This is a genomic window from Sphaerisporangium rhizosphaerae, from assembly GCF_042665155.1.
Lineage (GTDB): Bacteria > Actinomycetota > Actinomycetes > Streptosporangiales > Streptosporangiaceae > Sphaerisporangium > Sphaerisporangium rhizosphaerae.
On the sequence record NZ_JBHTCG010000017.1, the window covers coordinates 26,073 to 50,009 of the forward strand.

The window sequence follows — 23,937 nt, forward strand, 5'->3', positions numbered from 1 at the left end:
GTAGTCTGGCCCCATGCGCAGGGAGGAACTGATCGCGGAGGCGGCCATAACGCTGCTGGTGGAGCGGGGGATGCGCGGCCTGACGCACCGCGCCGTGGACGAGGCCGCGGGTCTGCCGCTCGGCTCGACGTCCAACCTCGCGCGCACCCGCGCCGCGCTCCTCGCGCTCACCCTCGCCCGGCTGACCGAACTGGAGGAGGGGTACTTCACCGCCGTCCCCCCGGCGGCCGGCGCGCCTTCGGATTCCGGTGTGATGAGCTCGCCGGAGGAGCTCGCCGACCTGATGGCGGGCCTGCTCCACCGTCAGCTCGCCGAGGGGCGGCGTACGTCGCTCGCCCGCTACGAGCTCGCCCTGGAGGCCACCCGCCGTCCTGAACTGCGCGAGGTGTACGACGCGGCGGGGCGCCGTTTCCGCGAGGTGGCCACGGCCGTGCTCGCCGCGGCCGGCTCCCGCGACCCCGTACGGCACGGCGGGCAGCTTGTCGCCTTCGCGGAAGGCGTGCTGTTCGACGCGATCGCGGGCGCCGGAGCCGTCCCCACGCCCGACGATCTGCGCGCGGGGATGCGGGAGCTGCTCCGCGGCATGCTCGCCTGAGCCCGGCACGACGTCGGCCCACGGACCCGTACGCCTGAGCCTCGGCACGACGTCGGCCCACGGACCCGTACGCCTGAGCCTCGGCACGACGTCGGCCCACGGACCCGTACGCCTGAGCCCCGCCACGACGTCGGCCCACGGACCCGTAAGCCTGAGCCCCGCCACGACGTCGGCCCCGCGGGCGCTCGCGCCTCTGTCGATCTTCGCGTGCCGTCGTTCCCCGTGTGGGGCGGCGAGTTACGGCCCGGGCGGGTCCTCAGGGGCGGTCGAGGGCTTGTTCGAGGCGTTCCCGGTGGGCGGGCCATTCGTCGTCGAGGATGCTGAAATGGACCGTGTCGCGCCAGGTGCCGTCGGGGCGCCGCCGGTGCCGGCGCAGCGTGCCCTCGTACACGCCGCCGATGCGCTCGATGGCCCGCTGTGAACGGGTGTTGAGGACGTCGGTCTTGAGCAGGACGCGGTTGTGGCCGAGCTTGTCGAAGGCGTGGCCGAGCAGCAGCAGCTTGCACTCGGTGTTGACGGCCGTGCGCCAATAGGCTCTGCCGTACCAGGTCCAGCCGATCTCCAGGCTGTCGTCGAATCCCGGCACGTCGCCCAGGGTGGTCGAGCCGATCGGCTCGCCGGTCCGGCGCAGGATGACGGCGAACGGCACGATGCCCGGGTTCTCGATCAAGGACTGCGCGACCCGCAGCATGTCCTGCTCGGTGCGGGGCGTCGCCACCGGCAGCCAGCGCCAGACGTCGTCGTCGCCTCCGCCCGCGGCGTGCAGGCCGGCGACGTGCTCGGGGCCGAGCGGCTCAAGGCGGACGAAACGGCCGGTCAAGGTGGTGGGATCGGGCATTCTCGCGGTCATGCTGTGAAGTGTGGCCGCCGGAGTGGCCTGGCCGACAGGGCCACCGGGGGCGGATTCCCGGAGACCACTTGGCGGCGGGGCGTCCGACTCTAGGCTGGAGGCCCGGACCGGCGGGGCGCGGCCGTCCGCACGCGGGACAAGGGTCGCGCGCGGCGAGGTCCGGCGAGCGGTCGACAGGCATACCGTCCGGTCGGTACGCTCCAGGCACTGGGACGACTGGGGAGCGCGATGTCCGCACAGATCGACACCGGCCCGCCGGGTCTGGATCTCGGCCGCCTGCGAGACCATCTCGGCCGGCACGGGCTCGCCGAGGGCGGCCTGGCCGCCGAGGTCATCCACGGAGGCCGGTCGAACCTCACCTATCTCGTGCGCGACGGCGGGCGCCGGTTCGTCGTCCGCCGCCCGCCGCTCGGGCACGTCCTGGCCACGGCGCACGACATGGGCCGGGAGTACCGCGTGATGACCGCGCTCCGCGACACCGGGGTCCCCGTGCCGCGCACGTACCACCTGTGCGAGGACCCCGAGGTGATCGGGGCGCCCTTCTACGTCATGGAGTACGTCGAGGGGGGCCAGCCCCCGGCGACGCCGGCCATCGAGGCCGAGCTGACCGACATCCTGGCCCGGCTGCACGCCCTCGACCCGGCCGCCGTCGGGCTCGCCGACTTCGGCCGTCCTGAGGGCTTCCTGGAGCGCCAGGTCAAGCGGTGGAAGCGGCAGCTCGACGCCTCCCGCAGCCGCGAGATCCCCGGCATCGACGACCTGTACGACCGCCTGGCGGGCGCTGTGCCGCTCACCCAGCGCCACGCGATCGTCCACGGCGACTTCAAGCTGGGCAACACGCTGATCGCCGGCGGCCGGGTGCGGGCCGTGCTCGACTGGGAGATGTCCACCCTCGGCGACCCGCTCACCGACCTGGCCCTGTTCCTGCTGTACGGCGACTTCGCCGCGCTCGACACCGGCGGCCGGCCGGAGGCGGGCACGGCCCTGGTCTCCGCCGCGCCCACGCTCGCGGAGCGGTACGCGGCCGGCGCGGGCCTGGACGTCACCCGGCTCGGCTGGTACCTGGCCCTGGCCTGCTTCAAGCTCGCGGTGATCGCCGAGGGCATCCACTTCCGCTACACCCAAGGGCTGACCGTCGGAGAGGGCTTCGGCGAGATCGGCGGTTACGTCGCGCCGCTCGTGGACCACGGGCTGCGCGCGCTCGCGTCCCTGGAAGGCTGAGGTCACGTGCCGCAGATGGACTTCCCGTACGCGCTCACGCCACTGGAGGGCTGATGGACTTCGCCTACGACGACACCACCGAGGACCTGCGCGAACGGCTGCTGGCGTTCATGGACGAATGCGTGTACCCGGCGGAGGAGGCCTTCGAGTGGCAGGCGGCGGAGAGCGGCTGGACCGCCCCGCCCATGCTGGAGGACCTCAAGGACGAGGCGCGCAAGCGGGGCCTGTGGAACCTCTTCCTGCCGGGGGCGCACGGCGCCGGGCTGACCAACCTGCAGTACGCCCCGCTCGCCGAGATCATGGGACGCAGCCCGCGCATCGCCCCGGCGGCCACGAACTGCGCCGCGCCCGACACCGGCAACATGGAGGTCCTCTCCATGTTCGGCAGCGAATGGCAGCGTAAGACCTGGCTGGAGCCGCTGCTCAACGGCGAGATCAGGTCGGCGTTCGCGATGACCGAACCCGAGGTCGCCTCCTCCGACGCCACCAACATCGCCACCTCCATCGCGCGCGACGGTGACGAGTACGTCATCAACGGCCGCAAGTGGTTCGCGTCCGGGGCGATGAACCCGGGCTGCGCCATCTTCATCGTGATGGGCAAGACCTCCGAGGAGGGGCCCGAGCACCGGCGGCAGAGCATGGTGCTCGTGCCCCGCGACACCCCGGGCATCACCGTCAAGCGCGGCATGCACGTCTTCGGCTACACCGACGGCGACCACGGCGGCCACGCCGAGGTGCTGTTCGAGGACGTCCGCGTGCCGGTGGACCACCTGATCGGCGAGGAGGGCGGCGGGTTCGCCATCGCCCAGGCGCGGCTCGGGCCGGGCCGCATCCACCACTGCATGCGCCTGATCGGCATGGCGGAGCGGGCGATCGAGCTGATGTGCCGCCGCGCTCTGTCGCGGGTCGCCTTCGGCAAGCAGGTCGCCCAGCAGGGCGTCGTCCAGGACTGGATCGCCGAGTCGCGGGTCAAGGTGGAGCAACTGCGGCTGCTGGTCCTGAAGACCGCCTGGCTGATGGACACGGTGGGCAACCGGGGCGCGCACACCGAGATCCAGGCCATCAAGATCGCCACGCCCCGCGAGGTGGAGTGGATCCTCGACAAGGCCATCCAGGTGCACGGCGCGGGCGGCGTCAGCCAGGACTTCCCGCTGGCCGGCCTGTGGGCGGCGGCCCGCACGCTGCGGCTCGCCGACGGTCCCGACGAGGTGCACAAGCGCTCCCTGGCCCGCCGCGAGCTCAAGAAGCACACCCCGCCCGCCTCTCAGTGACCCGCTGAGTGGCCGGCTCACTGACCCGCTGGGCGACCGACCGGCTCCGAGACCTGCTGGGCGACCGACCCACCCACCGACCGACCCACCCACCGACCCACCCACCGGCCGAGCCGACGATGGCTCGGCGACCGACGAAGGGACCTGTCTCAGTGACCGTGGACGAGGCGGCGATCAAGGAACGGGTGCGCGCGTTCCTGTCGCAGAACGACCCGGCCGCGACCGCACCGCCGGACTTCCTGCGGGCGCGGTTCGACGCCGGGCTGGCCTGGGTGCACTTCCCCGAGGGCCTCGGCGGCGTCGGGGCGCGCCGCGAACTGCAGGCCGTGGTGGAGGCCGAGCTGGCGGGCACCCCGCAGATCGACGTCGGCAAGATGGCCATCGGGCTCGGCATGGCGGCGCCCACGATCCTCGCCTTCGGCACCGAGGAGCAGAAGAAGCGCTTCCTGCGGCCCCTGTGGACCGGCGAGGAGATCTGGTGCCAGCTCTTCAGCGAGCCCGGCGCCGGCTCCGACCTGGCGACCCTGGCGACCCGGGCCGTCCGTGAGGGCGACGAGTGGGTGGTGGACGGGCAGAAGGTCTGGACCTCCGGCGCCCACCACGCCCGCTGGGCCATCATGGTCGCGCGCACCGACCCGGACGTGCCCAAGCACCGGGGCATGACCTACTTCGTGTGCGACATGCACGCCCCCGGCGTCGAGGTGCGGCCGCTGCGGCAGATCACCGGCGAGGCCGAGTTCAACGAGGTCTTCCTCACCGGCGTCCGGCTGCCGGACGACCTGCGCCTCGGCGAGGTCGGGGACGGTTGGCGGGTGGCCCAGACGACCCTCATGAACGAGCGCGTCGCCATCGGCGGCTCGCCCGCGCGGCGCGGCGGAGGCGTGGTCGGAGTCGTCGCCGACACCTGGCGGGAGCGTCCTGAGCTGCGCACCCACGACCTGCACCAGCGCCTGCTGCACCTGTGGGTCGAGGCCGAGGTCACCCGGCTGGCCGGGGTGCGGCTGCGTGAACAGCTCGCCGTAGGGACGCCCGGGCCGGAGGGGTCGGGCATGAAGCTCGCCTTCGCCCGCCTCAACCAGGCGCTGTCGGGCCTTGAGGTGGAGATGCTGCGCGAGGAGGGCCTGCTGTACGACGACTGGAGTTTCCGGCGCTCGGAGACGGTGGACTTCTTCGGCCGCGGGCCCGGCTACCGCTACCTGCGCGCCAAGGGCAACTCCATCGAGGGCGGCACCTCCGAGATCCTGCGCAACATCATCGCCGAGCGCGTCCTCGGCCTGCCCTCCGAGCCCCGCGCCGACAAGAACGTGCCCTGGAAGGACCTGCCGCGATGACCGCACGCCCGGCGAACCAGAGGTGGAGAGCTACCCGATGACACTGCTGTACTCCGAGGTCGAGGAGGAGCTGCGGGCGGCCGTCCGCGCCCTGCTGGCCGACCGGCGCCCGCCGTCCGCGGTGCTCGCCCGCGCCGAGAGCGCCCCGGGGCACGACGCCGACCTGTGGAAGGCGCTGGCCCGCGACATCGGCGCCGCGGGGCTGCTCATCCCCGAGGACCTCGGCGGCGCGGGCGCCTCCGCCCGCGAGGCGGCGGTCGTGCTGGAGGAGCTCGGCCGCGCGGTGGCCCCGGTGCCGTTCCTGACCAGCGCCGTCATGGCGACCGGCGCCCTGGTGGCCTCCGGCCCTGGCGCGGCCCGCGACCTGCTCGCCTCCCTCGCGACGGGGGAGAGCACGGCCGCGCTCGCCGTCTCGTTCGCCGCCTCGCCGTACCCGCCGGGCCCGGCCTGGGTGCGGGCCGAGCGGGGGAGGCTGACCGGACGGGTCACCGCCGTCGCGGGGGCCGAGGGCGCCGACGTGCTGGTCGTCCCCGCCTCCGGAGCGCTGTACGCGGTCGACGCGGCGGACGCCGTCGTCGAGCCCGTCACCTCGCTCGACCTCACCCGGCCGGTCGCCACCGTGACCTTCGACGGCGCGCCGGGCCGGCCGGTCGCCGCCGGCCTCGCGCCGCTGCGCGCGGGCCTCGCGCTGGGCGCGGGGCTGCTGGCCTCCGAGCAGCTCGGGGTGGCCGAGTGGTGCCTGGCCACGACCCTCGCCTACGTCAAGGAGCGGCACCAGTTCGCCCGGCCGGTCGGCTCGTTCCAGGCGCTGAAGCACCGGCTGGCCGACCTGTGGATGGAGATCGTGCAGGCACGCGCCGCGGCCCGCAACGCGGCCGACGCGCTCGCGACGCGGGCAGGCGCCGCGGAGGCCGCGGGGCAGGACGGGCCGGCTAACGACCAGGCCTTCGAGGCCATGGAAGCCGTGGACACCGGGGAGGCCGTGGACGCCGAGGTGGCCATGGCGGTCGCGGTGGCGCAGGCGTGGTGCGGGCCGGTGGCCGTGCACGCGGCCGAAGAGTGCCTGCAACTGCACGGAGGCATCGGGATGACCTGGGAGCATCCCCTGCACCTGTACCTCAAGCGCGCCAAGGCGGACCAGATCGCGCTCGGCACTCCCGGCGACCACCGCGACGCCCTCGCCGGCCTCGCCGACCTCCCCGCCCCGCTCGCCGTCTGAGCGTTCAGGAGGAGGGCGCCTGAAGCCGCGAAGGCTGGTGGGCCGTCCGTTGACGGTCGCCGGGCGGGGCGCCGTACGGGCGGCGCCGTCCTCGCCGTACCACGACCCGCCGACCCGGCGCCGATCACATCCAGCACACGTCGGATGGGGATCCGCGCCGTGGTCGCCGCATCGGGGAGGGGGCGGGAGTTTTTTGGGGTCAGGGGCGCGGGGAGGCCGGGAGGAGGTCGGCGGAGTGGCCGTCGACCTCGGCCACATGTCGGATGGGGATCCGCGCCGTGGTCGCCGCATCGGGGAGGGGGCGGGAGTTTTTTGGGGTCAGGGGCGCGGGGAGGCCGGGAGGAGGTCGGCGGAGTGGCCGTCGACCTCGGCCATATGTCGGATGGGGATCCGCGCCGTGGTCGCCGCGTCAGGGAGGGGGCGGGAGTTTTTTGGGGTCAGGGGCGCGGGGAGGCCGGGAGGAGGTCGGCGGAGTGGCCGTCGACCTCGGCCACATGTCGGATGGGGATCCGCGCCGTGGTCGCCGCGTCAGGGATGGGGCGGGAGTAGTTGGGGGTCAGGGCGCAGGGAGGCGAGGAGGAGGTCGGCGAAGTGGCCGCCGACCTCGGCGGCCGACAGTGGGCCATCGGCGTGGTACCAGGTGCCGAGGTGGTGGACCGAGCCGAAGAAGAAGTCGACCACGAGGTCGGCCGGCACGTCGGCGCGGAACACGCCGGCGCGCCTGCCCTGGTCCACCAGGTCGCGGAAGCGTTCGTGGTAGCGGCGCCGCTCCGCCCGCACGGCCTTCTGGGTCTCGGGCGCGAGCTGGTGCATCGACCGGAAGAAGATCTTGGAGTCGTCGAGGTTCTCGATGCTGGTGGCGACCACGTCCGCCGCGGCGGCGTGCACGCGGTCGGCGATCGGCCCGGGCGCGTCCGCGAACCTGTCGAGCCGTTCCATCTGCAGCCGCAGCACGCGGGCGTAGATCTCCTGGAGCAGGTCATCCTTGGAGGTGAAGTAGTGGTACATCGCCCCCTTGGTGACCCCGGCGGCGGCGACGACCTCCTGCACCGACGTGCTCTCGAACCCCTTCTCGGCGAACAGCCGCGTCGCCTCGGCGATCAGCCGCTGCCGTACGGGCTCGTCCGGCCGGACGCCCTCGCCCGGCGGCCTGTCCTGTGTCGTGGTGGCCGGTCGCCGGGCCCCGTTGCGCGCCATCTCGCACGCCTCCCCTGAATCGCGATGACACCCAGCGTACCGACTGGTCGGTCAACTGATGGGGGACATGGCGTCTTCTGGCGTGCTGATTACCCGGGTCCGGATAACTTCCGCGTCCATGCTGTGTCGCGGGTGTGCTAATTCCGTTACCTTGGGAAAGTTGGAGCCCCGGGTTGGGTACTCCATAACGTAGTCGACTGAGCCCGAAATCGTGGGGGTTTCCGGTGCCCAATGGGTCCATCTACGTGCCGCAGGACGACAAGTTCAAGTGGGGCACACCTTCGGTGATGTACGAGCTCCGGTGGCGCGAGACCAGGTCGGAGCGCCGCCGCCGGCGCCACTTCATGGCGGGAGCGGGCCTCATCCTGTTCACCGCTCTCGCCTTCTACCGCTCCTTCCCGCTGCCCTTCCTCATCGGGCTGCTCGGCGGCGGCGCGGTATGGGTGGTCGACGCCTTCGTCTCCTGGCGGATGTTCGAGGCCACCGCCGTCTGGCGCGGCAAGCGCAGCGGCGCCGTCCGCACCGGCCGCCTGCTGCGGCGCGGGCTCGGCAAGCACGGGTACCGCGTGCTCGACGGGCGCGCCGTGCCGGGCAAGGCGTCCATCGACCACCTGGTGATCGGCCCGGGCGGGGTGTGGATCGTCGACAACGAGGCGTGGCCCCCCGACACCCACATCGCCGCCTACGGCGGCAAGCTCTTCTTCGGTGAGCGGTCGGGCACCTCGGTCGCCAAGGGACTCGTGGACGCCGCCACGACCATGGCCGAGATGCTGTCGCGCGAGTCGGGCATTCCCATCGCGGTGACGCCCCTGCTGGCCGTCCACGGCGGGCACGTGAAGCCCCCGTTCGTGAGCGCCGAGGGACTGACGCTGTTCCTGCCCCGCAAGGCGGCGCGGTGGATCCTCGGCGACGCGCACGTCGACCTGTCGCAGGAGCAGGTCGAGGTCCTCGCCCGCACGGCCGCGCGCATCCTGCGGCGCATGTCCTGACGCGGCGCGGCCTCGGCCGGCTTCCCGACCGAGGCGCGGTGTCCGAAGGCGGCTTCCGGACCGAGGCGCGGTTCAGGCGGCTTCCGGGCTGAGGCGCGGTGTCCGAAGGCGGCTTCCGGACCGAGGCGCCGGTCCAGGCGGCTTCCGACCGAGGCGCCGGTTCAGGGGACTTCCACCAGGACCGACGTCCGGTGCGGAGGTCCGCGCCGTCTGATCGGCGAGGGCCGGCGGTCAGGCCAGTTCCTCGATGAAGGCGGCGAGCTGGGCGACGTTGCGGCACTCGTGCATGGGCACGACGCCGCCGTAGGCGCCCGCCACCGAGTCGCCGGTGTCCCACTGCGCGCGCGGCTCGGGGTTGAGCCAGTACGCGTGCCGGGCGGCGCCCGCGAGCTCCTTCAGGACCGGCAGCGCCGGAGACTGGTAGTTCGACCGCGCGTCGCCCAGGATCAGCAGGGACGTCTTGGGGGTGATGGCGTCGGCGTACCGTTCGGCGAACCTCTCCAGCGCCCGCCCGTAGTCGCTGCGCCCGAAGCGGGTGATGTCCGCCTCCCGGGTCATCCGCGTGATCGCCTCCACGACGTCGGCGCCGGGCGCGAAGAAGCGGGTGATCTCGTCGGCCGTGTCCACGAACGCGAACGCGCGCACCTTGGCGAACTGCTCGCGCAGCGCGTAGGTCAGCAGCAGCGTGAAGTGCGAGAAGGCCGACACCGAGTCGCTGGCGTCGCACAGCACCACCAGCTCCGGCTTGTGCGGGCGCCGGGGCCGCATGTGGGTCACGACGGGCACGCCGCCGGTGCTCAGCGACGCCCGCACCGTGCGCCGGAAGTCCAGCCGGCCGCGGTCGCCGTGCCTGTGCTTGATCGTCAGACGGGTGGCCAGGCGCCGCGCCAGCGGGTGCACCTCGCGCCGCAGCCGGGCCAGGTCGGCCTTGGTGATCCGCAGGAAGTCGATCTGGTCCACCGGCGGCCGCACCGCGGACCTGGCGATCCTGTCGATGCCGGACTCCTCGGCGATCCTGCGGCGCACGTCCGCAGCGACGGCCTCCTCGAAGCCGGCGATGCCGTCCGACAGCCGCCGGCGGGCGAGCTTCTCGGCCAGGCCGCCCCGTTCCTGCCCGCGCATCAGCCCGGCGAGCATCCCGGCCATCAGCGTGCCGGGGGACAGGGCGCGCAGCACCGAGTAGGAGAACCAGTTCTGCCGGCCAGGCGCGGCCTGCTGGCGCCCGAACCGCTCCACCATGGCCCGGACGAACTCCCCGAAGGCCGGGTCGCCGGTGGCGCCCGCGTCGGCGGCCAGCAGCTCGGCCAGCCGCTCGCGCAGCTCGGGCACCTCGGCCCGCTCCAGGTCAGGACCGTCGCCGCCTGTCCGGGCGGCGGGGCGCGGGGCGCCGGTGACCGGCGGGAACCACAGGTCGAACAGCGTGTCGAAGGCCGGACGGTACGCCGGGCGCTTGACCAGCGTCGCCGCGTACGCCTCGCGCAGCGCCTCGCGATCGGTCATCTCGATCACCTGGAGGGCGCGGGCCGCGTCCAGTCCTTCGGCGGGGGACACCGGCACGCCGGCCCCGCGCAGCGCCGCGAGGAACCGCACATGCCTGTCCAGCAGCGGCGTCACTCGGTGAGCCCCAGTTCCTTCACCGCGCGGGTCTGGTCGGTGGCGTGCTTGAGCACCACGCCCAGCGTCGCGGCCGTCGTGGCCTCGTCCAGGTCCGCGCGTCCGAGCGCGAGCAGCGTCCGCGCCCAGTCGATGGTCTCGGCGATCGACGGCGACTTCTTCAGCTCCAGGGCGCGCAGCGTGGCGACCGTGCGGGCGAGCTGCTCGGCCAGCGAGGCCGCGATGCCGGGCACCTGCGCGAGCACGATGTCCCGCTCGCGATCGGGCGAGGGGTAGTCCAGGTGCAGGTACAGGCAGCGCCGCTTCAGCGCCTCCGACAGCTCCCGCGTCGCGTTGGAGGTCAGCACGACGAACGGCCTGCGGGTCGCGGCGATCGTCCCGAGCTCGGGGATCGTCACCTGGTAGTCGGACAGGATCTCCAGCAGCAGGCCCTCGACCTCGACGTCGGCCTTGTCGATCTCGTCGATGAGCAGAACGGCCGGTCCGGTGCGCCTGATCGCCTTCAGCAGCGGCCGCTCCAGCAGGAACTCCTCGCTGAAGATGTCGTCGTGGGTGTCCTCCCACGCCTGCCCGCCGGCGGCCTGGATGCGCAGGAGCTGCTTCTTGTAGTTCCACTCGTACAGCGCCCGGGCCTCGTCCAGGCCCTCGTAGCACTGCAGCCGGATCAGCTCGGCCCCGGCCGCCTGGGCGACGGCCTTGGCGAGCTGCGTCTTGCCGACCCCGGCCGGGCCCTCGGCCAGCAGCGGCTTGCCCAGCGCGGCGGCGAGGAAGACCGGCGTCGTGATCGCGTCGCCGGCCAGGTAGTCCGCCGCGGCGAGCCGTTCCCCGGCGTCGGCGGGTGAGGCGAACCACGACGTCATCGGCACTCCCGTCATCGACCCGAATGTTGTTCTACTCTAACCGGTCCCACAGGTACGAAGCGGTCCACAAGGTGCGCTAATCTTGAGCTGCGTTCTGCGCCGCTAGCTCAGTTGGTTAGAGCAGCTGACTCTTAATCAGCGGGTCCGGGGTTCGAGTCCCTGGCGGCGCACCACGGCAATGGCCGGTGGCCTGGGCACTCTCACTTGACGGGGGTGCCCATCGTCATTTCCGGCGCCGTGCTGTTCTGGACGCCGTGCTGTTTGGGACGTGAACCTTTCACCGCGAAAGCCTCGCCCTGCTGGGCCGGGGCCGCTCGGGCGGCATGGGGGTGAACCGGCGTGGCCGCGGGCGCGTCGGAGCGATCATGCAGATGTCCGATGAGTCGCTCATCGAGGGCATGGCGTCGGGGGACCAGGACGCGACGGCCGTGTTCGTGCGGAGGTTCCACGCGCGGGTGTACGGGCTGGCGCTCGGGGTGGTGGGCGACCCGGGGCTCGCCGAGGAGGTGGCGCAGGACGCCTTCGTGCGGGCCTGGCGGCACGCGGCCACCTACGACGCGCGGCGCGGGCACGGGGCGACCTGGCTGCTGACGATCACCAGGAACGCGGCGGTGGACGCCGTCCGGCACCGCCGCGACCTGCCGGTCGAGCCGGGGGGCATCGCCGCCCGGCCCCCCGCGACCGCCGAGGCGGCCGACCGCGAAGGGGCCGAGCGGCTGTCGCTGGAGCTGGAAGGGCTTCCGCCCGAGCAGAGCAGGCTGGTCGTGCTGGCGGTGGGCTACGGGTTCACGGCCGCGGAGATCGCCGAGCGCGAGGGGATACCGCTGGGGACGGCGAAGACCCGCATCCGGCGCGGCCTGGCCCGGCTGCGCCGGAGCCTCGCGGTTCCCGGCGAGAACCCGCCGCCGGAGGCGGGATGAGCGCGGTCACTTCGGTTCCACGCGGTCGAGCAGGTCGCCGGTCACCTCCGTTCCACGCCGCCTAGCAGGTCGCCGGTCACTTCCGCCGCACGCCGTCGAGAAGATCGCCGGTCGCTTCACGTCGATGCCGTCGAGAAGATCGCCCGTCATTTCAGGTCGATGCCGTCGAGCAGGTCGCCGGTCACGTCGCCGGGGGAGGCCGCGCCGCACAGGGTCAGGGCGTTGGCCAGCTCGTTCCGCAGCAGGGTGAGAACCCGTTCGACGCCGGCCCGGCCCGCGACCGCGAGCCCCCACAGCGCGGGCCGCCCGATCGCCACGGCGTCCGCGCCGAGCGCGAGCGCCTTGACGACGTCGGTGCCGCGCCGCACGCCGCCGTCCAGCAGCAGCGGCACCTGTCCCCGTACGGCGTCGGCGACCAGGGGGAGCCGGTCGAGCGAGGCGGGGACGGTGTCGAGCTGGCGGCCGCCGTGGTTGGACACGACGATCGCGTCCACGCCGTGCTCGACGGCGAGACGCGCGTCCGCCGGGTGGAGCACGCCCTTGAGCACGATCGGCAGCGAGGTCGTCTCGCGCAGCCAGTCGAGGTGCCGGAAGGACAGGTCCGGGGACAGCGCGACCTGCCGCACCTCGTCATCCCGGCCCTGCCGACCCTTCTGGACCATGTTCGCGCAGTACATGCCGGGCGGCAGGTCGTGGAAGCCGTTGCGGTCGCCGCGCTCGTTGCGCCCCAGGGCGGGGGAGTCGGCGGTCACGACGAGCGCGCGGCAGCCCGCGTCCTCCGCCCGCCGGACCAGCGACGTGGTGAAGCCCAGGTCCGGCTGGATGTACAGCTGGAACCACAGCTTCGGCCCGCAGGCGGCGATCTCCTCGATCGTGACCGTGGAGAGCATCGCGGCGATCATGATGACGCCGGCCTCGGCGGCGGCGCGGGCGGTGGCGAACTCGCCGTCGGGGTGGGCCAGCCGGTGGAAGGCCGTCGGCGCGAGCAGGACGGGCATGGACGCGGTCTCGCCCAGCACGGTGACCTCCAGCCGGGGCGGCCCCTGGCCGCGCAGGACGCGCGGCACCAGAGCGCGGCGGCGGAAGGCGGCCTCGTTGGCGGCCACCGTGATCTCGTCCTGGGCGCCGCCCGCGAAGTAGTCGTAGTGCGCCGGGTCGAGCCGGGCGCGGGCGGCCGGTTCGAACTCGCGGAGGTTCACCGGCGGCGTCTCGCGCGTCACGGCGCCGGTCCCGACATGGTCCATGCCGGTTATACGAGTCCCGGCGCTCGCCAAGATTCACAATTAATGTGAAGATTCAACGAATCTCGCGAATCGGTTGTTTTCGTATAACTGGTCCCGGAGATGAGGAGACCCATGATCGTCGCCATCTCGGTCCTGGTCGTGTTCCTGAGCCTGCCGTACTGGCTGCCCCGCGCGGTGGTCGCCCTGCGGGTCTGGATCTTCGCCCGCGTCAACGGGGCCGAGGGGATCACCGTGCCCGGCGGCCGGTTAGGCCCGTCCCGGTTCATGGAGCTCTACTCCCACCCCGCCGCGAACGGCCGCAGCAAGGGCGCGGCGCTGTCGGACCTGTTCTGGTACTGGCTGTCCCCGGGGCCCGAGCTGCACCAGGAGCACCTGGAACCCGGGCCGCGCTACGAGGAGGTCGCCCGCTGCACGCGCCGCATCCTGCGGATGCCCAGCCGGAGGGCCGACGACCTGGCCGTCCGGAGTGTGGAGGCGGCGCTCCCCGGCCAGAGCGGCCTGGTGCGGCTGCGCGACCTGGTCATGCCCGTCTGGGCGGATCTGTACTACCGGGTGATCTTCGGACGGGAGTGCCCGGAGCAGGTCCGCCGCATGATCGTGGCCAACGCCGACGACGTCGTGACCGCGCTCAAGTGCTCCGGCCTGCGGCACATGCGGCGCAGGCTCCGCCTGACCGACCACCTCGAGAGCGTGCTGGACGAGGTGCCGCACGAGCTGCCCGGCCCGTTCTCCCGCCGGGAGCGGGCGCTGTACCTGCACGGGACGTTCTTCACCACCGCCGTCGTGCAGAGCTCGGAGGCGACGGCGCACGTGCTGATGATGCTCGCCCGGCACCAGGAGATCCAGGAACAGGCGGTGACCGACGAGAAGCTGCTGGCCCACGTCATCGAGGAGACCTTCCGGATCTTCCCCCTCTTCGGGATCGCCCACCGCGTCACCTCGGCCGACATCACGCTGGACGACCCCACGATCCCGGTGATCCCGGCGGGGTCGGTGCTGTGCTTCGACTACCTGCGCTACCAGCGCTCGGGGTACCACGACCCGGACACCTTCGATCCGTGGCGGGAGGAACGCCCGACCTACATCCCGTTCGGGGTGGCGGCGAACCGCCCCTGCCCCGCGTGGCACCTGGCGCCGCTGACCGTGCAGGGCGTGGTCAGGGAGCTGCTCGGCCGCTACGCGTTCGCGACCTCGGCCGGGCACACCCGGTCGCTGCCGAACCGCGGTCCCTGCCTGGTCACCCCGCGGGCGGCGTCACCGTCGCGGCCGCGCCCGGCCCTCATGGCCGCCATGCGGGTGCGCGACCGCTGGGAGGACGTGGGGCGCAGCGTCGTCCAGCTCTTCCTCGGCACCTTCATGGTCTGGCACGCCCGCCGCCTGCGGCTGTGCGCCCGGTACTTCGCCGCCGAGGAGAGCCGGGCCCAGCCCGCCGGATGACCCCGCCGGATGATCTACGTGCTTGCGGCCGCCGCGCATCGCGGCGTTCGGGTTGTGCGCCGAAGTGGATCAGGTGCAGGGTGTCGGGATGGGCGACACCTATCGGCGATTACGGCGGATGGTCACGCTGACCCTCGTGCTCACCGCCGCGGTCTGGCTGGCGGCGACGACACTGCTGCTCGGCAGCCGGGCGACGATCGCCTCGGCCGCCGAGGAGGCCAACCCCGCGCTGCTGGCCTCCCTGGCCGCCCACGCCGCGCTGTCCGACACCGACCGCGCCGCCTGGCAGAGCTTCCGCGGCGGGGAGGTCAAGCTCACCGGTCCCGGCCGGCGGTACCGGGACGACATCACGACCGCTGGTGAGAACCTCGTCCGCCTCGCCGAGCTGGACACGACCGGGACGGCGGGCCGCCAGGCGCTTCTCGCGGTCAACGGCCAGCTGGTGACCTACCAGGGCCTGGTGGAGCAGGCCGACGCCAGTTACCGGCAGGGCGCCGACGACCTCGGGTACGCCTATCTCACCTACTCCTCCAACCTGCTGCACGGCCCCGGCGGGCTGCTGTCGCGCATCGAGGACATGGCGCGGCTCAACCGCCGCGCCATCGAGCGCAGCCACACCTCGCCGTGGGTGGACCCCGGCACGCCGCTGGTGGCCCTGCTGGCGGCCGGCGTGCTCCTGGGACACCTGCTCCGCGTCCAGGTCTTCCTGTCCCGCGCGTTCCGGCGGACGATCAACCCGCCGCTGCTGGCCGCCACCCTGGTCCTGTGCGTTCTGGCGATCTGGACGACCCTCGCCCTGAACGGCGGCCACCAGGCGTTCAGGTCCGCCGAACGGCAGGCACTGCCGGCGCTGAGCCAGGTCTGGCAGACCCAGATCCGGCGGGCGGACCTCGGAACGGCCGCCCTGCGGGCGAACGCCTCCCGCGTCGCCTCCGCCGAACCGGACCTGACGGCCGCCGAGCCCGCCCGGGCGCGGCTCGACACACTGATGGCGCGGGCGCTGGACTCGGGCGGGCTGACGGCGGGCCTGCCGATCGGCGCCGTCGCCGTCGCCGTGCTCGCCACCGCCGGGCTGCGGCTGCGGCTCAACGAGTTCCGAGGCTGAGGAGGCCGGGATGATCAGGCGATTAGGACCGGCGCTGGTGCTCCTCTGCTGCCTGTCGGCCCTCTCCTGCGGCCGGTCCGGCGGCGGCGAGTCGATCTCGGTGCTCGGCCCGTGGACCGGCCAGGAGGAGCAGGCGTTCCGCGCCATGTTCGCCGGCTTCGAGCAGGCCACCGGGATCCACGTCGACTACACCGGCACGCGCGACGCGAGGTCCGTCCTCGGCAGCGAGATCCACAACGGCAATCCCCCCGACCTCGCCGTGCTGGCGACGCCCGGCGAGCTGCGCGACTACGCCGCGGCGGGGGTGCTGCGTCCTGTCGACGACGCGCTGAAGGCGTCCGATCTGCGCGCCCAGTACGGCGCCGGAGTCGGCGACCTCACCGTCGTCCCCGGCCCGACGGGCGAACGGCACTCCTACGCGGTCATCGTCAAGGCGGCTCTGAAGAGCATCATCTGGTACGCCCCCGGGAAGCTGCCCGCGGACGCCCGTATCCGGCTGACCGCGCCCGGCCTGACCTGGAAGGAGCTGACCCGGGTCGCGTCCGGCCTGGGATCCTCCGGCGGGCGGCCCTGGTGCATGGGAATGGAGGACACCGCCAACTCCGGCTGGCCGGGCACCGACTGGATCGAGGACCTCCTGCTCCACCGGTCGGGGCCGGGGGTGTACGACCAGTGGGTCGCGGGGACGCTGCCGTGGACCTCCGCGCCGGTGAAGCAGGCTTGGCAGGCGTTCGGGTCGGTCGTGGCCCAGGCCGGCGATCGCGGACGCATCCTGCTCACCAACTTCGGGCGGGCCGGGACGCGGATGTTCGTCACGCCCCCGGAATGCTTCCTCGACCACCAGGGGTCGTTCATCACAGCGTTCTACGGCCAGGCCCTCGGCAGGGGGAACGCCTCGCCGGGTCCGGAGACCGACTTCGACTTCATCCCCTTCCCCTCGGCTGACGAGCAGGACCGATCCCCCGGAGACGGGCAGGGGGATGGGCAGGGGGATGGGCAGGGCGACGGCGGGCGGAGCGGTGCGGGGCAGGGACGGGCGGAGGAGGTGGCGGCGGACCTGCTCGGCATGTTCCGCGACACCCCCGCCGCCCGCAGGTTCCTCGCCCATCTGACGACGCGAGCCGCCCAGGAGGCGTGGATCCGGCGCCCGGCGAGTGGCGCGATCTCGCTCAACCGGTCGGTCCCGGTCGACGCCTACCCCGACGCCCTCTCCCGCCGGATCGCCGGGACGCTCACCGCCGCCGGCGCCGTGCGCTTCGACGCCTCCGACTCCATGCCGCAGACCATGGCCGCCGCCTTCGACCACGCGGTCCTGGCCTACATCGCCGACCCCGGGCGGCTGGACGCCCTCCTCGCCGACCTCGACCAGGTCCGCCGAGCGCCCCACTGACCACGCCCGCTCGGCGGGGTCCGGCTCAACGCGGGGACGCGGCGGACGGGCAGGTGGGGCGGTAAGGGAGTCCAGGGAGTTGGGCGGCCCACTCTCCGGGCGTCAGGTCGCGGCCCGCGCGGGCGCAGGCGGCCGCCGCCAGCGCGTCGGGCGCGATGGGATGGACGGCGAAGCCGCCCTGGTCGTCCAGGACCATCAGCCGGCGCCCGTCGGCGGAGAAGGCGACCTCCCTGACGGCGTTGATCCGCTCGACGACGGGGCGGCCGAGCAGCACCCCGGTCGCGCGGTCCCACAGGGCCACCGAACCCGTCCGGCCCCCCTGCACCGTGGCGATCAGGCGACCGTCCGGGCCGGCCGCGACGGCGGTCACATCGCGCGTGGGCCCGTGCAGGATCAGCTTCGCCGGGCCGCCGGAGCCGGGCGTCCACAGCGTCAGCCGCCCCTCGGCGTCGCCGAGCGCGTACAGGGCGCCGCCCCCGGTGAGCCGCGTCTGGCGGGCGTCGTCCCCCAGGGTGACGGGCCCCGCCTGGCGGCCGGTCGCGACGTCGACGGCGCGGGCGTCCTCGGCGCGCAGCACGACGGCCCTGCCGTCCGGCGTGAAGCCGATCTCGGCCGCCGACTGGCGGTCCAGCCGCCACAGCCGTCGGCCGTCGCGCAGGTCCCACAGCATGATCTGGTCACCGGTCCGCGGCTCACCGGTACGCACCAGGGCGGCCAGGTGGCGGCCGTCGGGGGCGAACGCCATCGCGTCCGGGTAGGACGCCAGCCCGGTCAGCCGGGCGCGGCGGGCCCGGGTGGCGGTGTCCCAGACGGTGATCCCGGAATCGTCGGGGTCGTCGCCGCCCACCGCGAGCAGCCGCCCGTCCCGGCTGAAGGCGGTGCCGAGGGTGTAGAGCCCTCCGGGGCGCGTCGAGAACAGCCGCCGGCCGGCGGGTCCGCCGGTGTCGGCCCGGGCGAGGCCGAACTCTCCCGTGGCCGAGTCGCGGTAGGCCAGCATCCGCGCGTCGGAGCTCATCGCGGCCCAGTGACCGGCGGTGGCGCCGGACAGACCGGTCAGGTCCAGGCTGACGACGGTGTCGCCGTCCAGGTAGCGCAGCGTGCGCCCGTCGGGATCGAACGCGAGCCGGGCCCCGTCCGTCGCGACCACGTGCTCCATGACCAGGGCGCGGTCCGCGACCCGGTAGACCTGGACGCCGGCCGGGGCGATCGAGGCGAGCAGCGTCCCGTCATGGGAGAAGCGCAGATCGCCTCCGTTCCAGCCCTCCATGATCAGGTCGTGCTGCGCGCCCGTCACCGGGTCGTGAAGGCCGATGGCGCCGTTGTTCCCTATCGCGAGCGTCCGGCCGTCGTCGCTGAGCGCCGGCCGGTACCAGCACTCCGGGCACGAGGCCATCAGGGTGGTGTCCCGCCCGCCCGGCACCGTGGTGCGAACGACGGGAGTGCTCTGCGGGCCCGCGCTGATCACGGCCGTGCCGTCGGGGGTGGCGATCGCGCCGCAGCACATCCCGCCCGCCGACGTGCGGCCGGTGGCGGTGTTCCACACCGTCTCGCCCTCGCCGAGCGAGACGGCCAGCAGGTGCTCGGACCGGCCGTAGGTCAGGGTGACGCCCAGGTGGGTGCTCGCGGCGCCGAGCGGGTAGGTACGGGGGAGCGCGCGCCCGGTCCGCAGGTCCCACAGCCGTACGTCGCGTCCCTCGATGGCGACCGCGAGCACCCTGCCGCGCGGGCTGACCGCGGCGTCCATGATCCGCCCGCCCGCCTCGCCGATCTTGACGACCGCGCCGGCCGGAGCGCCGGTGCGGACGTCCGAGGCCCGGGCCACGCCGCGCGAGATGCTGACCAGCACCCGGCCGTCGTCGCTGAGGCGGCGGACGGCGTCCGCGGCCGGGTCCTGGAAGACCCGCACCTCGCGCTGGGCGAGCGAGCCGGTGAGCGCGGCCCTCGCCTCGGGCACCGGGCTGAGCTTCCAGGCCGCCACGCTGAGCAGCATCGCCTGCACGGGATCGGTGCCGCGCAGCCCTTCGGAGACCACGGCGATCCGGCGTGCCTCGGCCTCGTCGCGCTGGGCCGCGGCCACTCTGATCTGCCACACCGCGACCGTGGTCGCCGCCAGGGCGATGACGAGCAGCACGGCCATCACGGCCGTCACGACCCTGCCGCGCCGGGCCCTGCGCCGGGTCAGCGCCGCCCCCGCGTCCAGGAAGTCGCGTTCGACGGGAGTGAGGGTGATGTGGCGGCGACCGGTGGCCGCCCAGCCCAGCGCGCGCTCCAGGGACCCGCCCTGCATCAGCTCGCCTTCCTTGCGCCCCTGCAGGTGCCACCGCCGCGCGGCCGTGGCGATCTCACGGTGCGCGGGCAGGCCGTCGCGGTCGGCCCTGACCCAGCCGCGCATGCGCGGCCAGGCGTGCGGCAGGGCGGGACGGGTGAAGGCCACCTCCTCGGCGCCCGCGCGCACCAGATAGGAGAACGCGCCCAGCACGCGCTCGACCGCCTCGGCCTCCGGAGCCGGACGCCCGCCGATGATCTCCTCGCGCGGGACCCGCCGCGCGAGGAGCTCGCCGTCGTCGCCGACGGTGACCAGGCGCAGGAAGATCTCCGGGACGAGCTCGCGGTCGGCCGGGCTGAGCGTCTCGTAGGTCTCCTCGGCGATGGTGCCGAGCGAGGGGTCCCCGGCAGGCCGCCGGGACATGCCGCCGGCGGTGCGCGTGCCCTCCACCAGCAGCCGCGCCATGTCCAGCCTCCCGTCCCCGCTGACCAGCGCGAGCAGCAGCTCGGGCGCGGTCGGCCGGGCGGTGGGGTCCTTGGCCAGGGCGGCGCCCACCAGCCCGCGCAGCGACGGGGGGAGCACGTCCAGGTCGGGATGGATCGACAGGATCCGGTGCATGACCGCGCCGATGTTGTCGGCCATGAACGGATCGGCGCCGGTCGCGGCGAACAGCACGATCGCCCCCCAGGCGAACACGTCGGCCGGCATCCCGGCGCGCGTCCCGCCGAACACCTCCGGCGCCATGTACGTCGGGGTGCCGGAGGTCTGGCCGGTGGCGGTCAGCGACATGTCCAGGGTGCGGGCGATGCCGAAGTCGATGACCCGGGGCCCGTCCGGGCCGAGCAGCACGTTGTCCGGCTTGAGGTCGCGGTGCACGACGCCCGCCTCGTGGATCGCCGCCAGCGCCGTGGCGATCGCGGTGGCCAGCCGGTGCAGGTCGCCCCCGGCGAACCGGCGGCCCCGGGCGAGGGCCCTGCGCAGGTCGGGGCCCTCGACGTACTCACTGACGATGTAGGGCCGCTCGCCCGCGATGTCGGCCGCCAGCACGCGGGCGGTGCAGAACGAGGCGACCCGCTGGGCCGCGGCCGTCTCCCTGCGCATCCGCTCGCGCGAGTCCGCGTCGCCGGCGGAGTGGCCGTGCAGCACCTTGATCGCGACCCGGGAGCCCTCGGCGTCGTAGGCCTCGTACACCACGCCCTGCCCGCCCGCCCCGAGCCGGCCGGCCAGCCAGTATCCGCCCACCCTCTGCGGATCGCCGTTCACGAGCCCCTGCGCCATGGTGTCCTCTCGCCGTCCGTACAGGGCGTTGGACGCGTCACATCGCGACGTGGTTCGCCGCCTTCGCAGCAGGTGCGCTGTGGGCCGTCTGACCTGCGCCGATAGAGTGTGGTTTGTACGCCCGGCGGGAACGCGGAACCGGGGCACGACCGCCCGCGGGACCGGATCGCGCCAGAGCACCGACCAGGCGCGGGCGTCCTCGCGCAGCAGAGCAAGGGAGCGGGCCACGCTCGAAGACCGCAGGCACGTCCCTCATGTCCCGCCGACGGCCGGCACCGGGCGGGACGTGCTGATCGGCGCGGCCCTGAGCCGGGCGGTGCGTGACATGGACGCCTACTCGGGGGCGGTCTACCTGCCCGACGACGAGGGGCGGTACCTGGCGGCGACCGTGATCTGCGGCGCCCCTCCCGCGATCTTCACCATGCCCGACCGGATGTCGGTGGACGGGCCGTACGCCACGGCGATGGCCTACCGCACCGGGCGGCCGGTGAGCGTGGGCGCCACGGACGCGAGCTTCCCCGCCGCGCGGCTGCTGCCGCTGGTCCCCTTCGCCTACTCGGTGGTCGCGGTCCCGCTCATCGCCGAGGAGGGCCCGATCGGGACGCTCACCGTGGCGTGGGTGCCTCCTCGCCGGCATCGGCTCCCCGACGCCGAGATGCTCCGCCTGAGGGGCATGGGCGCCTCGCTGAGCCGCGACCTGGCCCGCCTGGGCGAGCGGGGCGCGTCCATCAGGGCCAACCGCCCCCCGGTGGTCATGCCGCTGTACGACGGCGTCGCACAGGAGCGGGAGTGGGGCCTGCCCGGCATCCCCGGCTCGTTCGGCATGTCGCTGATGTACCAGGTGTACAAGCTCTCGGCGATGCTGAACGAGGCCAGCGGCCTGCCGGAGATCATCCACGCGGCCGAGCAGCGGGTGATGGCGCCCTTCGGCGCCTGCTGCTTCGCCCTGGCCACGATCGCGGAGGGCCGGCTGCGGCTGGCCGGGCAGACGGGCTGCCAGATGGATCTGACGGAGGAGATCCACGACGTCCCCCTCACCCGGTCCACTCCTTACACCGACGTGATCCGCAACCGCGACCCGCTGTTCTTCACCGGTGACGACGTCCTGAACTCCGACTATCCGTCCATGACCGCCGGCGGTCTGCAGTCCCTGGCCGTGCTGCCGATCGGCCCGAGCGCCGCGCCGGTCGGCACCTTCATCCTCGGTTTCGACCGGCCCCGGCGGTTCGGGGCCGGTGAGCGCGCCGTCCTGCTGATGATGACCAGCCAGCTCGGCCTGGCGGCGGAGCGGGCGCGGCTCGGCGAGAACGAGCGGGCCCTCGCCCAGGGGTTGCAGAAGAGGCTGCTGCCGCGCACGCTGGCCGAGCTGCCGCAGGTGGTCACGACCGCCCGCTACCTGTCGGCCCCCACCTCCGCCGGGGTCGGCGGCGACTGGTACGACGCCTTCTGCCTGCCCGGCGGCCGCATCGCCCTGATCGTGGGCGACGTGGAGGGGCACAACATCGACAGCGCCGTGATCATGGGCCAGCTGCGCAGCGCGTTGCGCGCCTACGCGGCCGAGGGGCACAGCCCGGCCGGGGTGCTCGCCAGATCCAGCGACCTGCTCGCCGACCTCGACACCGACCTGCTGGCCACCTGCTGCGTCGTGCGCATCGACCCGGAGGCCGGAGTCGCGGAGGTGGCGCTCGCCGGCCACCCCGTGCCGCTGGTCTGCGGGCCGGACGGCGAGGTCACGGTGCCCGACGTCCCCCCCAACGTGCCGCTGGGAGTCCCGCTCGACGGGGCGCACCGCACGGCCGAGATCCCCCTGCGCCAGGGCTCGCTGCTGATGCTCTACACCGACGGCCTCGCGCAGTCGGCCACCGGCGATCCGGTGCTCGGCGCCCGCGACCTGCTCGCATCGGTCGAGGAGCCCGGTGACGCCTCCCTGGAGCGGCTCGCCGACCGTCTCATCGCCGTCGCGCCGGACCACGAGGTGCGCCGCGACGACATCGCCGTCCTGCTCGCCCGCTACGAGGGCGACCCGTGCGGCGAGCGCCGCCGCATCGACCGCATGGCCATCCAGCGGCACGATCTGCAGGGCGTCGGGGCCGCCCGCAGGTTCGTCCGGCGCCACCTGCGCGAATGGGGCCTGGACGAGCTGTCCGACGACCTGGAGGTGATGGCCTCGGAGATGGTCACCAACGCGCTCATCCACGCCGACAGCGACGTGGAGGTGCGGCTGCGCGAGTACCCCGACCGGGTCCACCTGGAGGTCCGCGACACCGACCCCCACCCCGCCGTGCCCGCGCCGATCACCGCCTCCGAGGAGACCAACGCGGTCGCCGAGCACGGCCGCGGCCTGATCATCGTCGGGCGGCTCGCCACGACGTGGGGCAACTCGCCGAGCGGCCGCGGCAAGACGGTCTGGCTGGACCTGGACACCGGCCACGGGGCCGGGTCGCCATGTTTCGGGCCGCGGAGGCGGGTAGGGCCGGATGCGGCAGATGATGATCGCCGGCAGGTGACCCGGCCAGGGGGAGAGGGGGCGCGGTCGTGAACGCACGTGACCCGCATTCACGGTTCGAGGACGAGGGGATACACGACCTGCAGGAAGGCACCCCGCAGCAGCAGTGGGCGGTCGATCCCCAGGAGGCGCCGCTGCCGGGGGACCGGCCGATCGGGGTGGACGACTTCGGCACCACGATGGAGGAGCAGAGCCAGGGCGAGTCCCTGGAGGGCCGGCTGCGGCGCGAGGTCCCCGAGGAGGAGCCGGTGTTCGGCGTCGGCGAGCAGGAGGCCGCGACGGGCACGCGAGACGTGGACGAGCGCGGTCTGGACGAGCGCGGCCTGGACGAGCGCGGCCTGGATCCGGAGATCCCCGACGGCCCGCCGTCCGATGAGGACGCCGAGAACGGCCTCGGGGTCGGCTCCGACCTCGACACCCGCTTCGAGCCCGATGACGGCCTCGACGACGACTGGTCCGCCCGGCCCGAGGAGCCGTCCGGGACGGTGTGGGACGAGCCGCGGCGCGCGGGCCGCCTGGTCGAGCCGGACGAGGGCGTCCGAGGCGACACCGAGGCCGAGTTGATCGCGGAGGAGGTGGGCCCGGACGGCGGCGGCTACACCGCCGAGGAGGCCGCGATGCGGGTGGAGCCCGAGTGACCCCCC

General features: G+C 73.7%; 18 protein-coding genes and 1 tRNA gene. 13 read left to right on the forward strand and 6 right to left on the reverse strand.

What is annotated here, in order from left to right:
- Positions 1-13: 13 nt before the first annotated feature.
- On the forward strand, positions 14-595 hold the full coding sequence (locus ACFQSB_RS23745; RefSeq protein WP_380829172.1) for a TetR/AcrR family transcriptional regulator: 582 nt from the start codon (positions 14-16) through the stop codon (positions 593-595).
- Between the two features lie 256 nt (positions 596-851).
- Here ACFQSB_RS23745 and ACFQSB_RS23750 read toward each other — a convergent pair whose 3' ends face one another.
- Positions 852-1,445 carry a GNAT family N-acetyltransferase gene (locus tag ACFQSB_RS23750; protein WP_380829174.1) on the reverse strand — a complete coding sequence of 198 codons (594 nt, stop codon included), beginning with the start codon at positions 1,443-1,445 and terminating at the stop codon, positions 852-854.
- Positions 1,446-1,673: 228 nt separating this feature from the next.
- On the opposite strand from ACFQSB_RS23750, the gene ACFQSB_RS23755 reads away from it, so the two are divergent.
- The 4 genes from ACFQSB_RS23755 to ACFQSB_RS23770 all read left to right on the forward strand — a co-directional run bounded on the left by ACFQSB_RS23755 (position 1,674) and on the right by ACFQSB_RS23770 (position 6,487).
- Positions 1,674-2,666: a phosphotransferase family protein gene (locus ACFQSB_RS23755; RefSeq protein WP_380829175.1), complete on the forward strand. Its 993-nt coding sequence runs from the start codon at positions 1,674-1,676 to the stop codon at positions 2,664-2,666.
- A 53-nt stretch (positions 2,667-2,719) separates the two neighbouring features.
- A complete protein-coding gene (locus ACFQSB_RS23760; protein WP_354848327.1) occupies positions 2,720-3,937 on the forward strand; it encodes an acyl-CoA dehydrogenase family protein in 1,218 nt (405 codons plus the stop codon).
- Positions 3,938-4,056: 119 nt separating this feature from the next.
- The gene (locus tag ACFQSB_RS23765) at positions 4,057-5,268 is read left to right on the forward strand and encodes an acyl-CoA dehydrogenase family protein (protein WP_380829177.1); all 1,212 of its coding nucleotides are present in this window, start codon (positions 4,057-4,059) and stop codon (positions 5,266-5,268) included.
- A gap of 37 nt (positions 5,269-5,305) precedes the next feature.
- The gene (locus ACFQSB_RS23770; RefSeq protein ID WP_380829179.1) at positions 5,306-6,487 is read left to right on the forward strand and encodes an acyl-CoA dehydrogenase family protein; all 1,182 of its coding nucleotides are present in this window, start codon (positions 5,306-5,308) and stop codon (positions 6,485-6,487) included.
- A 528-nt stretch (positions 6,488-7,015) separates the two neighbouring features.
- Here ACFQSB_RS23770 and ACFQSB_RS23775 read toward each other — a convergent pair.
- On the reverse strand, positions 7,016-7,684 hold the full coding sequence (locus tag ACFQSB_RS23775; protein WP_380829180.1) for a TetR/AcrR family transcriptional regulator: 669 nt from the start codon (positions 7,682-7,684) through the stop codon (positions 7,016-7,018).
- A 224-nt stretch (positions 7,685-7,908) separates the two neighbouring features.
- On the opposite strand from ACFQSB_RS23775, the gene ACFQSB_RS23780 reads away from it, so the two are divergent.
- Positions 7,909-8,673 carry a nuclease-related domain-containing protein gene (locus ACFQSB_RS23780; protein ID WP_380829182.1) on the forward strand — a complete coding sequence of 255 codons (765 nt, stop codon included), beginning with the start codon at positions 7,909-7,911 and terminating at the stop codon, positions 8,671-8,673.
- Positions 8,674-8,904: 231 nt separating this feature from the next.
- Here the strand turns inward: ACFQSB_RS23780 and ACFQSB_RS23785 are convergent, their stop codons facing one another.
- The gene (locus ACFQSB_RS23785) at positions 8,905-10,287 is read right to left on the reverse strand and encodes a vWA domain-containing protein (protein ID WP_380829184.1); all 1,383 of its coding nucleotides are present in this window, start codon (positions 10,285-10,287) and stop codon (positions 8,905-8,907) included.
- Positions 10,284-11,147: an AAA family ATPase gene (locus ACFQSB_RS23790; RefSeq protein ID WP_380829186.1), complete on the reverse strand. Its 864-nt coding sequence runs from the start codon at positions 11,145-11,147 to the stop codon at positions 10,284-10,286. The genes ACFQSB_RS23785 and ACFQSB_RS23790 overlap by 4 nt, the downstream gene beginning before the upstream one ends.
- Positions 11,148-11,243: 96 nt before the next feature.
- Here ACFQSB_RS23790 and ACFQSB_RS23795 point away from each other — a divergent pair.
- Positions 11,244-11,320, forward strand: a tRNA-Lys gene (locus tag ACFQSB_RS23795).
- A 192-nt stretch (positions 11,321-11,512) separates the two neighbouring features.
- Positions 11,513-12,067 (forward strand): RNA polymerase sigma factor, encoded by a 555-nt coding sequence (locus ACFQSB_RS23800; RefSeq protein WP_380829188.1) that lies wholly within the window; start codon positions 11,513-11,515, stop codon positions 12,065-12,067.
- 146 nt (positions 12,068-12,213) lie between these two features.
- Here the strand turns inward: ACFQSB_RS23800 and ACFQSB_RS23805 are convergent, their stop codons facing one another.
- Positions 12,214-13,311 carry an alpha-hydroxy acid oxidase gene (locus ACFQSB_RS23805; RefSeq protein WP_380829190.1) on the reverse strand — a complete coding sequence of 366 codons (1,098 nt, stop codon included), beginning with the start codon at positions 13,309-13,311 and terminating at the stop codon, positions 12,214-12,216.
- A 111-nt stretch (positions 13,312-13,422) separates the two neighbouring features.
- Between ACFQSB_RS23805 and ACFQSB_RS23810 the strand changes: the two genes are divergently transcribed.
- The 3 genes from ACFQSB_RS23810 to ACFQSB_RS23820 all read left to right on the forward strand — a co-directional run bounded on the left by ACFQSB_RS23810 (position 13,423) and on the right by ACFQSB_RS23820 (position 17,243).
- On the forward strand, positions 13,423-14,748 hold the full coding sequence (locus ACFQSB_RS23810) for a cytochrome P450 (RefSeq protein ID WP_380829191.1): 1,326 nt from the start codon (positions 13,423-13,425) through the stop codon (positions 14,746-14,748).
- Between the two features lie 88 nt (positions 14,749-14,836).
- A complete protein-coding gene (locus ACFQSB_RS23815) occupies positions 14,837-15,853 on the forward strand; it encodes a hypothetical protein (RefSeq protein ID WP_380829193.1) in 1,017 nt (338 codons plus the stop codon).
- Between the two features lie 10 nt (positions 15,854-15,863).
- Entirely contained in the window at positions 15,864-17,243 is a 1,380-nt protein-coding gene (locus ACFQSB_RS23820; RefSeq protein ID WP_380829194.1) for an ABC transporter substrate-binding protein, read from the forward strand.
- 25 nt (positions 17,244-17,268) lie between these two features.
- Here ACFQSB_RS23820 and ACFQSB_RS23825 read toward each other — a convergent pair whose 3' ends face one another.
- Positions 17,269-20,787 (reverse strand): serine/threonine-protein kinase, encoded by a 3,519-nt coding sequence (locus tag ACFQSB_RS23825; protein WP_380829196.1) that lies wholly within the window; start codon positions 20,785-20,787, stop codon positions 17,269-17,271.
- A 79-nt stretch (positions 20,788-20,866) separates the two neighbouring features.
- Between ACFQSB_RS23825 and ACFQSB_RS23830 the strand changes: the two genes are divergently transcribed.
- A complete protein-coding gene (locus ACFQSB_RS23830; RefSeq protein ID WP_380829198.1) occupies positions 20,867-23,326 on the forward strand; it encodes a SpoIIE family protein phosphatase in 2,460 nt (819 codons plus the stop codon).
- The gene (locus tag ACFQSB_RS23835) at positions 23,323-23,931 is read left to right on the forward strand and encodes a DUF5709 domain-containing protein (RefSeq protein ID WP_380829200.1); all 609 of its coding nucleotides are present in this window, start codon (positions 23,323-23,325) and stop codon (positions 23,929-23,931) included. The genes ACFQSB_RS23830 and ACFQSB_RS23835 overlap by 4 nt, the downstream gene beginning before the upstream one ends.
- Positions 23,932-23,937: the final 6 nt, after the last annotated feature.